Origin of the sequence: Aeromonas enteropelogenes (assembly GCF_000819845.1) — a bacterium.
Lineage (GTDB): Bacteria > Pseudomonadota > Gammaproteobacteria > Enterobacterales > Aeromonadaceae > Aeromonas > Aeromonas enteropelogenes.
In genome coordinates, this window is sequence record NZ_CDCG01000040.1 from 20,628 (window position 1) to 36,521 (window position 15,894).

General features: G+C 60.9%; 10 protein-coding genes. All 10 read left to right on the forward strand.

Annotation, left to right across the window (positions count from 1 at the left end; genetic code table 11):
- The first annotated feature begins 1 nt into the window (after nt 1).
- Nucleotides 2–1,540 carry a sigma-54 interaction domain-containing protein gene (locus BN1123_RS16945; RefSeq protein ID WP_042028464.1) on the forward strand — a complete coding sequence of 513 codons (1,539 nt, stop codon included), beginning with the start codon at nt 2–4 and terminating at the stop codon, nt 1,538–1,540.
- On the forward strand, nt 1,540–2,139 hold the full coding sequence (gene vasI, locus BN1123_RS16950; protein ID WP_042028465.1) for a type VI secretion system-associated protein VasI: 600 nt from the start codon (nt 1,540–1,542) through the stop codon (nt 2,137–2,139). Before BN1123_RS16945 ends, vasI begins: the two co-directional genes overlap by 1 nt.
- An 8-nt stretch (nt 2,140–2,147) precedes the next feature.
- Nucleotides 2,148–3,587, forward strand: a complete 1,440-nt coding sequence (gene tssA / locus BN1123_RS16955; protein ID WP_042028467.1) for a type VI secretion system protein TssA — start codon at nt 2,148–2,150, stop codon at nt 3,585–3,587.
- A 41-nt stretch (nt 3,588–3,628) separates the two neighbouring features.
- The gene (gene tssM, locus BN1123_RS16960; RefSeq protein WP_042028468.1) at nt 3,629–7,114 is read left to right on the forward strand and encodes a type VI secretion system membrane subunit TssM; all 3,486 of its coding nucleotides are present in this window, start codon (nt 3,629–3,631) and stop codon (nt 7,112–7,114) included.
- Nucleotides 7,115–7,159: 45 nt separating this feature from the next.
- Entirely contained in the window at nt 7,160–8,590 is a 1,431-nt protein-coding gene (locus BN1123_RS16965) for a VasL domain-containing protein (RefSeq protein ID WP_042028470.1), read from the forward strand.
- Nucleotides 8,591–8,879: 289 nt separating this feature from the next.
- Nucleotides 8,880–9,167 carry a type VI secretion system PAAR protein gene (locus BN1123_RS16970; RefSeq protein ID WP_042028472.1) on the forward strand — a complete coding sequence of 96 codons (288 nt, stop codon included), beginning with the start codon at nt 8,880–8,882 and terminating at the stop codon, nt 9,165–9,167.
- A gap of 10 nt (nt 9,168–9,177) precedes the next feature.
- Nucleotides 9,178–11,220 carry a type VI secretion system Vgr family protein gene (locus BN1123_RS16975; protein ID WP_042028473.1) on the forward strand — a complete coding sequence of 681 codons (2,043 nt, stop codon included), beginning with the start codon at nt 9,178–9,180 and terminating at the stop codon, nt 11,218–11,220.
- A complete protein-coding gene (locus BN1123_RS16980; protein ID WP_042028477.1) occupies nt 11,220–12,059 on the forward strand; it encodes a DUF4123 domain-containing protein in 840 nt (279 codons plus the stop codon). The genes BN1123_RS16975 and BN1123_RS16980 overlap by 1 nt, the downstream gene beginning before the upstream one ends.
- Entirely contained in the window at nt 12,056–15,046 is a 2,991-nt protein-coding gene (locus BN1123_RS16985; protein ID WP_042028478.1) for a toxin VasX, read from the forward strand. The genes BN1123_RS16980 and BN1123_RS16985 overlap by 4 nt, the downstream gene beginning before the upstream one ends.
- Before the next feature lies 1 nt (nt 15,047).
- Complete coding sequence (locus BN1123_RS20480) at nt 15,048–15,776, forward strand: hypothetical protein (RefSeq protein WP_052449281.1); 729 nt, start codon at nt 15,048–15,050, stop codon at nt 15,774–15,776.
- The last annotated feature ends 118 nt before the right edge of the window (nt 15,777–15,894 follow it).

Consider the following 15,894-nt stretch of genomic DNA (forward strand, 5'->3'; position numbering starts at 1 on the left):
CATGGAACAAGCCCTCGCATTTGCCCTTGCGTTGACCGAGCAGCGGGACGAGCAGCATCTGTGCCACTGGTGGACATCGACTCTCGATGCCAGCTTCCAGCCCAAGGGGATCCTGCTTGGCATGCTGGATGTGAGTGGTCGCCAGCTCGAATGCAAAGGCTGGGTCAAGGGGCGGGAAGTGTCCCTGGCGCTGGCGGTGGATGATTTCTCCCATCCGCTTGCCTATGTGCTGCACAAGGCGCAGTCCCGAACCTGGGACTCCCTCTATGGCGGTGCGCGTATCGAGCACGCAGGGTTTCGGGCCCTGCTGGCCAACCTTGGCCAACAGTGCGGCCTGCACGCCTTTCCCCTCAAGGATGCCAATGGCAAGCCGTTTGCCGTGCTGGCCATGATGGATGATGGCGATGTGTTGCAGCAGTGGGCGGAACGTACCGAACTGGCCCAGCTCTCCCAGGTGTTTTGCAACCAGCTCACCCTTATCCGCGATCTGGGGCGTAGCCGTCGGGATCAAACCGTATTGCGCGACTCCCTGCGCCAGATGAAGGGGGAAGGGGAGCGGCTGCGTCAGCACGAGAAGCTGCTCGGCGACCAGCTGGTCGGCCAGTCGGCGGTGATCCGCGGGCTGCGCGAGCAGATAAGCCAGGCCGGTCGCCACAAGCTGACCGTGCTCATCCAGGGGGAGACCGGCAGTGGCAAGGAGGTGGTCGCCCGCCTGGTGCACCAGTGCTCCGATCGCGCCGCCAAGCCGTTCGTGGCCATCAACTGCGCCGCCATCCCGGAGAACCTCATCGAGAGCGAACTGTTCGGTTACCAGAAGGGGGCCTTCTCCGGCGCACTGTCCAACAAGGTCGGTCTGGTGGCCCAGGCCAATGGCGGCACCCTGTTCCTGGACGAGGTGGGCGACATGCCCGCCACCATGCAGGCCAAGTTGCTGCGGGTGCTCGAAACCCGCAGCTACCGCCCCCTGGGTTCCGAACAGGAGTGTCACTCCGATTTTCGCCTCATCGCCGCGACCCATCAGCCGCTCACCCGTCATGTGGAGGAGGGGGTATTTCGTGCCGACCTTTACCACCGTCTCTGCCAGTGTCTGCTGCTGATCGCCCCCCTGCGCGAGCACATGGAAGACATCCCCATGCTGTGCCAGCACTTCATGGCCCAGTTTGCCGCTCAGGATGGCAAGGCGCTCGCCGGGTTGCAGCGCAAGTTCCTCAAACAGCTGCAAAGTTATGACTTCCCCGGCAACGTGCGCGAGCTGCGCAACCTGCTGGAGGTGGCCTGTGCCCACTCTCGTCACGGTGAAGAGGTGATGCTGGAGGCATTGCCGCCGGAGCTGCGGGAGCGGATCTGCGCCCTGCTGCCCAGCATGCTGGATGATTACAACCACATTCGGGATCTGCGCCGGGCCATGCAGCAGTACGAGGCCTCTGTCATTGAGGCGCGTCTGCGCTACTTCCAGGGCAACCGCATGCTGGTGGCCGAGAGCCTGAACATTCCCAAACGCACCCTGGATCACAAGTGCCAGAAACTGGAGGTGAACTGATGAGCGTCATCGCCCTATTGCCCCTGTTGCTGGCCAGTGGTGCCGCGGCGCCGGATATGAAGGCCTGGCAGGCGTGCCGGCAGGAACCCTCGCCGCTGGTGCGTCTCGCCTGCTATGACGCCATCGGTAGCGATCAGGCGCCGACCAATGAGAAGGGGGCCGCCCGCTCCCCCGCCTGGCAGGCCATCTGGGCGCAGGAGCAGGCTCGCACTCCGCAAACTCCTCCTTTCTTGCTGGTGCAGGATGAGGGGCAGGGCAGTGTCACCCTGACCCGTCCGGCCCTGCGCGGGGCGACCCTGGCCATCGGTTGCGTCGACAGCATCACTCACGTCAGGCTGCGACTGGACACCCCCTGGGTCGGGGAGCGGGTGCAGATTGAACTCGATGGTCAACCGAGCCGCGCCTCCCAAAGCTGGTTCGTGCGAGATCAGGGGTTGCTGCTCGAATATGGTCGCGGCCTGCCCGCCATCGAGGAGCTCAAACGCTGGCTTGGGTCTCGCGAGCTGCAGGTGCGGGCCGACAACGGTGCCCTGCTGCGCATCGATCTGAGCGGTTTGAAAGAGGCGCTGGTTCCCCTGCGCCAGCAGTGTCGCTGGTAGGGGGCCCGATGAGCTATCAACACCCCTGGTGTGAACGCCTGCTGGCCAGCTTGCCGGATGAACAGATCAAGGGCCAGGTACAGGCCGACGAGCCGCGCTGGGACTATGTAGAGACCGAGCTGGTCAAGCTGGGCTCTTTGGCCCACAGCCAGGTGGATCTCAATGCGGTGGCTGACGCTTGTCTCTTCCTGCTGGAGAACCGCACCAAGGACATGCGGGTGCTGGCCCAGCTGCTGCGCTGTCTGCAGCATCCGGCCAAGGCGACGCCTTTCGGCGCTGCCCTCAGCCTGCTGGAAGCCTGGATCGGCAGCTACTGGCTGCTGGCCTGGCCCGGCAATGCCACCCAGAAGCAGCGCTTGATGGTGCAGATCGTCAAGCGCTTCGAGGGGGCGCTGCCAAGGGTCTGCGAAAGCGCCTCGGTAGCCGAGCTGGCCCAGTTGCTGGCGCAGGCCGAACAGCTGGAAACAGGCTGGCTGGCCCAGTGTCCCGACAAGGGAGAGCTGCTCGATCCGCTGTTGATGGGGCTGAAGCGAGCCCAGCGCCAGCAGGCCACACAAGCTCAGGCCGATGCCGCCCAACAGCCGCAGCAAGGCACGCCGGCGGCCGCGAGTGCAACGGCCTCGTCAGCCGGCACGGCGGCAACCATGGTGCTGAGCGGCGGTGGCGGCGGCAGTGCCGGTGTCGAGATCGACAGTTCCAATGATCGCGCCTGGCGCCAGACCCAGCTCAAGGTCGCCGAGCTGTTGATCGAGCGCCAGTCGGAGGCGCCAGTGGGTTATCGCCTGCGCCGCCACGCCATCTGGGCCGGGATCACCACGCCGCCCATGACGAGCCGGGACAACAAAACCCAGCTGGCCCCCATGTCGGTGGACATGGTGGATGAGTATCGCGCCGCCATGAGCTCGCCGGACCTGGCGCTCTGGCAGCGCATCGAGCAGAGCCTGACCCTGGCCCCCTACTGGTTCGAGGGACATCGCCTCTCCGCCGAGGTGGCGCAGAAGCTGGGATTTGCTGCCGTCGCCCAGGCCATCATGCAGGAGCTCGACGGCTTTTTGCAGCGCCTGCCGGCCCTGCGGGAGCTCACCTTCAGCGATGGCTCTGCGTTCCTCTCCCCCGAGTGCAGCCGCTGGCTGCAGCCGGCCAAGGGAGGAAGCGGCAGCGAAGGGGGATCCTCTTTGGCCGAAGAGGTGGCCCAGAGCCATGGGGAGCAGGGAGTGGCTGCGGCCCTGGCCCTGCTCGACGAGCGAATGGCACAGCTGAAAGAGCCAAGAGACCGTTTCCATGCCCAGTTGGTGCAGGCGGAGCTGTTGGCGCAGGAAGGCATGGAGGCGCTTGCGCGCCAGCACTATCAACACTTGTGGCAAGAGGCAACCCGGCTGGGGTTGGCGCAATGGGAACCGGGACTGGTCAGCCGCCTGGAAAGCCATGTGGCCCCGTTGTCGAAATGAATGCCGAAATGAGTCATTGAGTCGGAGTTGGATCACATTTTATGTTCAAAACCATCTTTACCTTTCTGCGGCAACAGCTGCCGAAATTGAAGCCCTCCTGGCCCCTGCTCGGTGTGGTGCTCTGGGCCGTCGCCCTCATCCTGGCCTGGTGGCTGGGACCCCGTCTCGAGCTCCGCGAAGCCAAGCCGCTTGAGCCGCTGTGGGGACGGGTCGTGTTCACCCTGCTCTGGCTCTGGCTGCTGCTGGGGGTCATCTCTTGGCGAGTGTGGCGCAAGATGCAGCAGCTCAAGGCCGAGCGCAAAACCGAGGTCCTGCTGGAGCAGGATCCGGTCAAGGGGATCATCGACCGGCAGGCATTGTTTCTGGACCGCTGGCTGCAGGCACTGAATGACCATCTGGGCAAGGGGGCACTCTATGCCATGCCCTGGTATCTGGTGCTGGGGCTGCCCGGCAGCGGCAAGAGCAGCCTGATCCATCGCGCCAACCCGGCCAACAAACTCAACCCGAGACTCGACACCGAACTGCGCGACGTGGCGCAGGATCAGCTGATCGACTGCTGGCTGGGGGAGCAGGCGGTGATGCTGGATCCCGCCGGTGAACTCCTGTCCCAATCCGAACCCGAGCTGGATCCTCTGGCTCGCAAGCATGAGCGGCTCTGGCTGCATCTGCTGAACTGGCTCAATGAACATCGTCGTCGCCAGCCCCTCAACGGTCTGGTACTGACTGTGGATCTGGCCTGGCTCTCCCATGCCAGCGTGGCCGAGCGCAAGGCCTATGCCCAACTGATGCGCTCCCGCCTGCAGGAGGTGTCGGCCACCATGAACACCCGACTGCCCCTCTATGTCACCTTCACCAAGCTCGATCTGCTGCGTGGCTTCGATGTGGTATACGAGCAGCTCGACAAGGAGGCCCGTGAGGCTGTGCTGGGGGTGACCTTCAACCCGGGCGCTGACTGGCAGCAGGATCTGGCCCTGTTCTGGGATCAGTGGGTGGACAACCTCAACCGCAATCTGCCCGAGCTGATGCTGGCCAGGCTCGATGCCGCCCAGCGCAACGCCCTGTTCTCCTTCGTGCGCCAGCTGGCTGGCCTCAAGGATTATGTGACCAGCCTGCTCGATGAAACCCTGGCTATTGAAGAGAGCAAGCCGCTGCTGGTGCGGGGGGTCTACATCAGCTCCGTCTATCAGCAGGGGGTACCGTTCGATGCGTTTGCCCAGGCGGCTTCCCGCCGCTACAACCTGCCGGAGCCCATCCACTCGGCCCTGCGCGGGGAGTCCAACACCTACTTCGTGCGCCAGCTGTTCTCCAGCATCATCTTCCCCGAGGCCCATCTGGCCGGGGAGAACCGGTTGCACACCCTTTACCGCCGTCGCCGCATGGCCATCGGCCTTGGCTGCCTGTCGCTCTTCTCGGCGGCCCTGATCGGCGGTTGGCACTACTTCTATCGTGTGAACGAAGAGGCGGGGCGCAACGTGCTGACCAAGGCCCAGGCCTTTATGGAAACCAACGAGGTGGCCGATGAACACGCCTTCGGTGTGAGCCAGCTGCCGCGACTCAACCTCATTCGCGAGGCGACCCTCTCCTTTGGCAACTACCGTGAGCGCATGCCGTTGGTGGCCGACCTCGGCCTCTATCAGGGGGACGAGATTGGCCCCTATGTGGAAGGATCCTATCTGCAACTGCTGAGCCTGCGCTTCCTGCCGGCCCAGATGCAGGGCTTGCTGGCGGATCTCAACCAGGCGCCGGCCGGCAGCGAGGAGAAACTCGCCATCCTGCGGGTGATGCGGATGCTCGACGATGCCTCCGGTCGCAACAAGGCGCTGGTGGAGCAGTATATGGCGAGCCGCTGGCAGCAGGCCTTCCCGGGGCAGGGTGCGGTGCAGGAGCAATTGATGGGGCACCTCGAATACGCCCTTGATCACACCAACTGGTATGCGGCCCGGGCGGCCCGCGATCAGGCGGCCATCACCGCATTCGTTCCCTTCAAGGAGCCTATCTATGGCGCCCAGCGCGAGCTTGGCAAACTGCCCATGTATCAGCGGGTCTACCAGAACCTGGTGGTGAAGGCGGACGATGTGCTGGCGCCGGATCTCAACGTGCGCGACGAGGTGGGGCCGACCTTTGACACCGTTTTTGCCCTGCGCAGCGACAACGCCGGCCTGCTGCCACGGCTGCTGACCTGGCCCGGTTTCAGCGACTTTTTCCTCAAGCAGGACAAGGCATTGATCGACCTTACTGCCATGGACGCCTGGGTGCTGGGCCAGCGCAAGCTGAGCCAGCTGAGCGATGCCGATCGCAAGGAGATCACCCGTCAGGTCAACGACCGCTACGTCACCGACTACGTCAACCAGTGGCAAAAACTGTTGAACAACCTGGACGTGCAGACCCTGGCCAGTCCCGAGCAGGCGCTCGATGTGCTGGCGGCCATTACGGGCAACGATCAGCCGTTCCAGCGGGTGCTGGCGACCCTCGATGACAACACCCGTATCCGCAAGATCTCCGATGTGGAGGGGGATCCGGCTCAGGCCATCACCTCCCGCATCGGGCGTCCCTTCATGGCGGCCAATGCCACCCTGAGCGGTCGCGGCGAGCAGGGGCCGCTTATCCAGGAGGTGAACCAGAAACTGATGGAGCTGCAGCACTATCTGGAGCTCATCGTCAACGCCACCGAGCCTGGTCAGTCGGCCCTCAAGGCAGTGCAGCTGCGCATGACCAACAAGTACGCAGACCCGGTGTTTGCGCTGCAGCAGTACGCCCGCGGCCTGCCGGCGCCACTCGATCGCTGGGTGGGGCAACTGGCGGATCAGAGCTCGCGACTGGTGATCGATCTTGCTATGTCCTCCCTCAACCAGGAGTGGCAGGACAAGGTGCTGACCCCGTTCAACAGCCAGCTGGCCGATCGCTATCCGTTCAACCCGGGCTCTGCCAAGGATGTGCCCCTCTCCGAGATGGAGCGCTTCTTTGCTCCCAACGGGACTCTCGACAGCTTCTATCAGGTCAACCTCAAACCCATGGTGGAGAGCGGCCTGATGGAAGGGGAGTTCAGCTCCCCGGTGCAGGCCGAGCTGGTCAAGCAGCTGGACAGAGCCGCGCGCATCCGCCAGATCTTCTTCAGCCAGCAGGGCAACCTGGAAGTGCAGTTTGCCGTCGAGCCCATCGAACTCACCGCCAACAAGCGGCGCAGCGTGCTGAATCTGGATGGCCAGCTGTTGGAGTACGCCCATGGCCGACGCACCAAGATCCCGTTGGTATGGCCCAACACCATGCGTGACGGTGCCGAGAGCAAGATCACTCTGGTGCCGGCCGCCCGCGAGCGTTCACCGCGCAGCGAAGGCTTCATCGGCCCCTGGGCCATGTTCCGCCTGATGGACAAGGGGGAGCTGACCCAGGTGAGCGAGGCGACCTTCGATGTGCGCTTCCCGGTGGATCAGGGGGCCATGACCTATCGCGTCTATACCGACAGCGTGCAGAACCCCTTCACCGGGGGCCTGTTCAGCCAGTTCAGATTGCCTGAATCCCTCTATTGATAAAGCGGGGGCACCCGGTGCCCCCTACAAGCTGTGGAAGTCGACATGTCACAAAATCAACAAGGCCAGCAGGCGCTCAAGGTGGGACGGGATCCCCGGATGCTGCCGGAATATGAAGCGCTGCGCGCCGAAATCAACAAGCTCAGTCACGCTTCCCGACCCGAGGTGGACTGGCTCAAGATCCATCAGCTTGCCAGCCAGATCTTCGAGAAACACGGGGTGGATCTGCAAACTGCCATCTATTTCACCCTGGCGCGCTCCCGTCTGCAGGGCTTGAGCGGCTTCACCGAAGGGTGCGAGTTTCTGGCCAACCTGATCGTGACCCAGTGGGAGAGTTTCTGGCCGCCGGTGCATCAGGAGCGGGCCCGTGTCGAGATGCTGGACTGGTTCATCGCCCGCATCAGCGACGTGATCCGCCAGTACCAGATCAGCCACGAAGACAAGCGGCTGGTCTATCGCTGCGAGCGGGCACTGCAACTCATCAGTGAAAAGCTGCACAACGCGGGCCTGAGCCGCATTCCCCGAGTCGAGAATCTGGTGCACTTCATCGAGGGGTATACCCACCTGTTCGATGAGACCGAGATCGTCATCGTCTCCGATGAACCCGGCCTCAAGGAGGATCTGCAGATCCCGCCCATGGTGTTCTTCAAGCCGGATATGGAGCACGACACCGGCCCCTCATCGGCATCCGCCACGCCGCACCTGCCTCAGGGCAGCATACTGGTGGGCCGCGAGAAGGGGCAGGTCAAGCCGACTGTGCTCAAGATTGAGCAGCACCGCAAGCCCCGTCCGGCTTGGTTCTGGTTTGGCTGTGGCCTGCTCAGCTGCGCCCTGCCGGTGATGGGGTGGCTGGGCTGGCAGCACCAGCAGCAGGAAAAAATAGTGGCAGCCGAGCGGTTGCAACAACCTGCCACCGAGCTGCCAAGGGCACTCAGCTACGACGATATCCGCCAGGCACGCATCGTCCTTGGTGAGCAGACCCTGCAAGGGATGGAGAGCGAGCTGGTGGCCCGCTACCAGGCCCAGCTGAGCCGGCTGGAGCAGACCTCGCCGCTCTATTGGTATCGCTACGGGGAAGGATTGCGCAGCTCGCTGCAGATGCTCTACCCCGACTCGCTGGCGGTCAAGGCGCTGGACAAGCAGTGGCAAAACGCCTTGGCCAGCCAGGATGTGAACAACAACAGGGTGCCGACCTATCTCGATGCCCGGGCCGGGGTGGATGCCCTGATCGATCAACTGCTGGAGCTCGAACGCCAGCGCAAGACGGTGACCATCTCCTACCTCAAGTCCCAGCTCTACGAGGTGCAGAAGAACCTGATGCAGGACATTCCATTCAGCCTGCGCCTGAGTGAACTGGAGGCGCGAAAAGCATCGCAAGAGCCCATTACCGCCGCCGAGTTGAAAGGGCTGGAAAATGACCTCAAAGCGCTCAATATCCGGCTCTATCAGCTACAACAGGCACAAACTAGCAGTTGATTGTTCTGTGTTGAGCAATTTTTTGCGTGCGCATTGGTGAAATTCACTGTCAGAGCAAGCTCTTGCAGAGTTGTGGCCGGTTTTGCGCAAGAGCTTGCGAGTTATGGCCTGATGGCTCGCAATATTTTATTTAATGTATTGTTTTTATTGATAAATATCAGGTTTTTTCGAGTGGCATGGTCTGTGCTGTGGCCCACTCTGCTTGTTTTAGGCCCCGTGATTGTCACTGCTGCAAAGGGGCGTGGGGATACGCAATGACTGCGCTTCCCCGCTCATATGGAGAATAATTATGTGCCCCGCTATCGCACTGCTCGGTGACATTGGCACCGACCACGACGGATTCCATCCCTCTCCGGTGATTGCCGCCAGTCCCGATGTCTTTCTCGATGGCAAGCCGGTGGCTCGCCAGGGCGACCCGTTGGCCCCTCACGACAAACCCAACAACCCGCCTCATCCACGCAGCATTTCGGGCGGGGTCGGCTCAGTGCTGGTCAACGGCAAGCCCATTGCCGTGACGGGCACTGCCGTCGGTTGTGGCGGCGTGGTGATTGGATCTGGCAGCGGACAGGCAGGATAAGGAGCCCGTGATGGCTGACAGCACAGGATTACAATTTACCGTCAAGGTGGGGGCGCTGCCCGAGGGGACCTTCGTGGTGGCCGAGTTTGCCCTGGAAGAGGCGTTGAACAGCCCGTTCCAGCTGCGCCTTGAGTTGGCGAGTCCCCAGCCGGACATCGACTTTGCCGCCGTGCTGGACCAGCCGTGCGAGTTGCTGGTGTGGTATAACGGCGAGCTGCAGCGCCGGGTGTGCGGGGTGGTCAGTGACATGGCGCAGGGTGACAGCGGCTTTCGCCGCACCCGCTATCAGCTGCTGGTGCAGCCGGCCCTGTGGCGGCTTTCACTGCGCCACAACTCGCGTATCTTCCAGGCGCAAAAGCCCGACGAAATCCTCAGCATCCTGTTGCAGGAGCACGGCATCACCGACTATGCCTTTGCCCTCAAAAATGAACATACCCAGCGGGAATACTGCGTTCAGTACCGGGAGACCGACCTCGATTTCCTCAACCGTCTGGCAGCAGAAGAGGGGATGTTCTACTTCTTTGAGTTTGAGCAAGGCAAACACCGTCCCGTGTTTGCCGACGACGCGGCTGCATTAACTGCCGGTCCCGAGCTGTTCTTCAACCTTGGCAACCGCTCGTTGGAACAAGGCCCCTACGTGCGTCAGTTCCACTATCGCGAGGCGGTACGCACCTCGGATGTGGAGCTCAAAGACTACAGCTTCAAGACCCCGGCCTATGGGCTCTCCCACAAGAAACTGGGGGCCGAACTCGAGCATCAACGTCAGAACTACCAGCACTTCGACTACCCGGGCCGCTACAAGCAGGACCCGAGCGGCAAGGCGTTTTCCCAGCATCGGCTCGATGCCCTGCGCAATGACGCCGTAACGGGCCAAGGCAAATCCAACAGTGCCGCCCTGCTGCCGGGGCAGTATTTCTCGCTGACCGAGCACCCGAACGGCAGTCTCAACAGCGACTGGCAAATCGTCCATATCCGTCACACCGGCCAACAGCCGCAGGCGCTGGAAGAGGAGGGGAGCAGCGGCCCGACCGTCTATCACAACGAATTTGGCGTGGTGAAGGCGAGCACCACCTGGCGGGCCCGTATTGGCAGCCCGCAAGCGCCCCACAAACCCATGGTGGATGGCCCGCAGATTGCCATGGTGGTGGGGCCGGAGGGGGAGGAGATTTACTGCGACGAACACGGCCGGGTCAAGCTGCAATTCCCCTGGGACCGCTACGGTTCGAGTAACGACCAGAGTTCCTGCTGGGTGCGGGTGAGCCAGGGCTGGGCCGGTGGCCAGTACGGCATGATGGCCATCCCGCGCATCGGCCACGAGGTGATTGTGAGTTTCCTGGAAGGGGACCCGGACCAGCCCATCGTCACCGGGCGTACCTACCACGCCACCAACCGGCCGCCCTATGAGTTGCCGGCCAACAAGACCCGCACCGTGCTGCGCACCGAGACCCACCAGGGTGAGGGTTTCAACGAACTGCGTTTTGAAGACCAGGCGGGGCAGGAAGAGATTTACCTGCACGGTCAGAAAGACCTGAACGTGCTGATTGAGAATGATGCGGCCTGGCATATCAAGCACGACGAGCACAGAGACATCGACAACGAGCGGGTGACCCGCATCAAGGCCAATGACCACCTGACGGTGGAAGGTGAGAAGCGGGAGCATATCAAGGGTGACCACTCGCTGACAGTGGATGCCAGCATGCATCAGAAGCTGGGGCAGTCGTTGCTGGTTGAGGCGGGCAGCGAAGTACACCACAAGGCGGGCATGAAGATAGTGATGGAGGCCGGCGCCGAACTGACCCTCAAGGTGGGGGGCAGTTTTGTCAAAATCGACCCAAGCGGCGTCACCCTCTCTGGCGGCTCCATCAAGATGAACTCGGGCGGCAGTCCCGGCTCCGGCTCCGGTTGGGGGGGGAAGATGCCGATCCAGCCTGATGATGTGGAGGTGGTGCCGCCGCCACCCCCGGTGGATCCGGTTCGTCAGATTGCGACCCTCAAATCGGCAGAGCCCGTCTGCGAGATCTGCGAACAGCTGGTCAAGGAGGAGAGCAAGTAATGGTCTTGCCCGAACTTGACCTGGCCAAGGGGGAGCATCTCTACCTGCTGCTCGATGGGGCGCAGATCCCCGAGCTGGAGCGACAACTCTTTGACATGACAGATAAGCCGGCCTATCAACCGCTTTATCTCTATGCCCCCTGGGATGGCCTGCGGGAAGTTTCTCCCTGTTTGGTGGAAGCAAATAGCCAGCTTCTCACCTGGTTTCAGGCGCAGCCCACCAACGCAGGGTGGCTGCTAGCCTCTCCCTTGCCATTATTGCCGTTGGCTGATCGCCTTCGTCAGCTGATCGAAGTCGAAAGCCCCTATGGCAGCCGCATTTTGCTCAAGTTGGCCGCACCAGAGACGATGGCGTGCCTGATGGTGGATCCGGAGCCCTGGCTGTGGCAGGGCGTTGCACAAGTCTGGTTGCCCACACGCGATGGTTGGCAACATTGGCTGGCCAAGGCGGATCTCGCAACGCCCCTTGGCGAAAAATGCAAGCTCACCGATCCCCAGTGGGTGAGGCTGGGCGAGGTAAGCTGGCAGAATCAGCTGGAGAGCACTTATCGCCATATGGAACAGTGGTTTCCGGCTCGTCTGGCCGAGCAGAGTGACTCAGGGGCCTGGATTGCCCACTGGGCCAAGCAGGCCTACCAGTTGGGATTTCAGACCGAACGCGACGTGCTGCTGTTTTTCAATGTGCTGGGATTTTTGGGAGAGTCATGGTGGAAGGGCGATGCCTATCCGGTCGTGACCAAGTTGTTGACTACCGCCTCGGCACAGACCCCGTCACAACGTGTTGAACAGGCTGCCAACTGGGCAGAGCTACACGTCAATGCACAGGAAAGATCTTCATGATCACCCCCAATCAAGCGGCTGGCGCGGCCAGCAACAAGGATTGCAAAAGCCCGGTTGGCACTTGCCCCTTTAAAAACAAAGAGATTGCTCTGGTGCCGGTGCGTTATGCCTTGGATGAGATCTTTGACGCGCCAGCCACCCAACCTCATCCTCTTCCGTCGAAAGGGTTCAAGGGGGCTTTGGCTCTCAAATCTACCCCTTACACTTTACGCCAGTTGCGCGATGGCTGGCTCTATGTCTTTGATGAAAAGACAAAAATGCTCGACGAGTATGAGGTCAAAGGCAGCCAATTTATCCACGAGAGCAAGGGGAGTAAGGGACATCTGCTCTATCCGGCCAACCACAAGGTGGCGATAGCCTTTTCGCACCAGCGCTGGACCGAGCGGCTGAAAAAGGCGTATCGCAAAGAGAGCGGCCTGCGCAGCAAAGGGATGCGCAGTTTCAATCTCTCCTCTTTGGCTAGCAAGATGGGGGGCGAGCATGCGGGATTATTGGATTTGCTCTCTACTCACGTGGCCGACATGGGCTTGCCCAACGAGGGATTCGTCGGCAGCTGTGCCCCTCTCAAGGCTCCCGCAGGTGTTGAACCCGGCAAGCTGTGGCACGACAAACCTGCAGGCTCACCGGAGGCTAGCAAGGCTGGCATACCAGATTTGAAAAGCGCTCTGGTGGTGGCACTCGACGACCTTATCTCGGATATGCACGATGTGACCGAGCGCCTGAGCGACATCATCCTCCGCTATGAACATCCCTTTAATGACGACAACACCCGCCACCGCTGGACCATGGCCGGTATCACCGAGATGCTGGCCCTGCCACCGCTTGATGAGAGCAGTTTGCCGGTCTCAGCCAGGGGCGACCGTCTGGCGACATTTAAGCTTAAGAAGCAGTTGCAGTCATATCTGGTTGCCAAACATGACTACAAAGAGCGTCAGGGGAGTGGTAATCACTACATTGACCTCGGTGCCGAGCAGCACCTGATGGCGCAGCATGCTGAACTCAAGCTGCTGGGCCTCAACCCCGACCAGTGGGCCAGCTGGCCTGGGGTGCGCTTTGATGATGAAGTGAACTGGTCTGGGCTGGAAGGGATTATCCAGCAATACGCGCAAGGGGTGGATGCCTTGCGCCCGCGCTGGTTGGCTACCTATGACGATGCCCTGCAGCTATTGCAAGTGTTACCGACCTCCCCCCTGCTGTTGGGTCTTGATAGCCAGACGGAGGATGCCCAGACCCTCTTGCTGGCCAGCAGTAGTCAGTGGCTCTTTAGCCTGTTTTTTGCCCCCGATACCCAACGGGGGGCAGCGCTGACCAATGCCTTGAAAAAGGGGGCGCTGCCCGCGCTGGCATACTACGGCTTTGATGTCGAAGTTAAAAAAGAGCTCGAGAACAATCCCGGTTGGATTGGGGTGGGCAATATCACCGGTGTCGCCAATGCGCTGGCGGCGATGGAAGCGATAGCCAGTAACGATCTTCTGAGCAATAGCAAGCTGTTTGGCTGGCTCCATGAGGCGGCCAAGGCGACCATGAGCGCTCTTAAAGGGGCCATCGCCGGGGCGGCCATCAAGCCATGGCAACAGCTCAGCGAGTTGCTGCATCCCCATCTGCTCAGCGGTGAAAAACTTGGCCGCACTCTGAGTCTGGTGGTACTCGAATCCATTCACACCGGCCAGCAGGTGCGCATCAACCCGGCATTTGTGGCCGAGAGCAAGGCCTTTGTTGCTCAGGTGCAGGGCAACCTGCTTGGCAAGTTGGCAACGCCCGGCAAGATAACAGAGGGCCACCTTGGCCGGATGAAGGCGGCGGGTGCCGAGTGGCAACAGCTGAAATGGCCCCGCCTGTTATTGCTGGAAGGTGGTTTGCAGCAGGATTTTGAACGCAAGATGAGCAGCTACCTTGCCTTGCAGCGGCAAGGGGCGAAAGGGGCACAAGCGGCCGCCAAGGTGTGGCAAGAATGGGGCAACTTTGGCGGGCTGGCAGCCCTGCTCAACATCGCTAACCTGACGGTGGCGCTGCAAGGGTATGACGAGAGCGCGCGCAAACTGCAGGGCAACCCAGCCGCCCAGCTGGAGCTGAGCCGCAATCTGGCCTACACCGCTGCCTGGACCGGCAGCGCCATGGTGGCCATCAAGCAAGGGCAGGTGGTGGTGCCTGACCATCTTCTTGAGAAACGCTTGGCTCTTGCCATGAAGGAGAACCCCGCCCTGGTGCGTCGCTTTGCGCTCACCACCGGCTGGATGACCGGGCTGGGGCTGCTGGCGGCGGGGCTGGAGGCGTGGGAAACACGCGCCAAGCTAAAGGATGATACCAATGCAGATATGGAGCAATTTGGTTACTGGTTAAAGCTGGGGGGCTTGGGGGCGCAGGGGATACCAGCCGTTGTGTCGTTTGGCCGCTTGCTATTTGGTGCAACGCTAGGGGCTACATGGGCTACCTGGATGGTCGCATCTATTGGTATCGGCACCCTGCTCTATCTGGCCGCCACCGTGATACTGGCTCGCTACAGCCGTCTGCCTGTCGAGCGCTGGCTGTTGCACTCCACCTGGGGTACCAAACCGGCCGGGTGGTCAGCGGCTGAAGAGCTGCTCCAATATGAGCGGGTTGCCTGTCAGCCGACAGTGGCACTCAAGGAGGAGAAGCTGACCGTGGAGCTGCCGCCGCACCTGCGCACCATCACCCTGCAGCTGTCGATAAGGCGTCTCGGTTATGCGCCCTCCGGCCAAAGCTACCCTGCGGTGAGCGCAGTATTAGGGCCTGCGCAAGAGGCCGCCATCAAGATGACCAGCCAAGGGGCGGGACAGGTGACATTGGTGGTCGCCGCCAATCAGGGGGATGAACTGCAGTTGCAGATAGGTTACCCGGCGGAAGAGAGTTTAAGTGGCCAGCCCTTGCGCTTTATGGCCCGCGGTACCCTAGCCAAAGGGGTGGTTTTGACCGCTGAAATCGATGATAAACTGCCCGCCCAGGGCACCATGATAGAGTTGAAATAAGATGAGTGACACCACAGAGCACAAGCAGAACGCAGAGAGTGCAGAGGCTGATGGCGCTAACCACTACTACAGCGAGCAGTACCTTGAGTTGCTAAAGGAGCCTGTTTTATATGAGTGGCAGATTGATCATCGGCAGAGACTTGCATGGGAGCTTCCAATTGCCATAGGTGGTTTTTTGTGGTTCTTAGGATTGTTAAATTTAATTAATAGCGATAGCCAAAAAGATTGGCAGTTAACCTTGTTTTGTATTGTGTTCGGAATATTGGCTGTACTTCAGGGACGTTATCTTTTTACCCCTAATCAGCTCTATCATTACCGAATGACTGCCAAGGGGATCTACTACACCCAGCAGGACAAGATCCCGGAAGTGGCTTACACCATTATGCGTGGGATTGGTGGCTTGTTGATTGTGGGCAGCATCATCGCTGTTGGCTTGGTGGGCCCGCTGGCACTGGCCGGTGCTGGCGCCGGTGCATTTCTCGCCTTTAAAATCACCAATATGAAGCCAAGGATCCGACATTATGGGTGTATTTTTAAGGGCTCAGGTGAAGTATCAGTTTTTGGCAAGCTGTGCGGTATGGAAATCATGGAGATCCCGTATAGCGGGGGGGAATACGCTCTCGTATTTAGCAAGCCAGAGGAATATCAACGTGTACTTGGTGATATCACGCGAGCGTTACCGCAATATAAAGTGATTGAAGCTGCGAGCCGTAAGGAGTTTGGTTATTGAGACATGGGGACAAAGAAGCTGTAATTCAGCTTCTTTGTCCTTTGATTGACTAATAACAGAGCAAGATAGGCCACCCAGTGGCAGAGCGTTTAAGCGGCCAACCCCTGTGCTTTATAGC

Coding starts and splice junctions, on each gene's coding strand:
- BN1123_RS16945 (WP_042028464.1), top strand. CDS start 2: ATGGAACAAGCCCTCGCATTTGCCCTTGCGTTGACCGAGCAGCGGGAC.
- vasI (WP_042028465.1), top strand. CDS start 1,540: ATGAGCGTCATCGCCCTATTGCCCCTGTTGCTGGCCAGTGGTGCCGCG.
- tssA (WP_042028467.1), top strand. CDS start 2,148: ATGAGCTATCAACACCCCTGGTGTGAACGCCTGCTGGCCAGCTTGCCG.
- tssM (WP_042028468.1), top strand. CDS start 3,629: ATGTTCAAAACCATCTTTACCTTTCTGCGGCAACAGCTGCCGAAATTG.
- BN1123_RS16965 (WP_042028470.1), top strand. CDS start 7,160: ATGTCACAAAATCAACAAGGCCAGCAGGCGCTCAAGGTGGGACGGGAT.
- BN1123_RS16970 (WP_042028472.1), top strand. CDS start 8,880: ATGTGCCCCGCTATCGCACTGCTCGGTGACATTGGCACCGACCACGAC.
- BN1123_RS16975 (WP_042028473.1), top strand. CDS start 9,178: ATGGCTGACAGCACAGGATTACAATTTACCGTCAAGGTGGGGGCGCTG.
- BN1123_RS16980 (WP_042028477.1), top strand. CDS start 11,220: ATGGTCTTGCCCGAACTTGACCTGGCCAAGGGGGAGCATCTCTACCTG.
- BN1123_RS16985 (WP_042028478.1), top strand. CDS start 12,056: ATGATCACCCCCAATCAAGCGGCTGGCGCGGCCAGCAACAAGGATTGC.
- BN1123_RS20480 (WP_052449281.1), top strand. CDS start 15,048: ATGAGTGACACCACAGAGCACAAGCAGAACGCAGAGAGTGCAGAGGCT.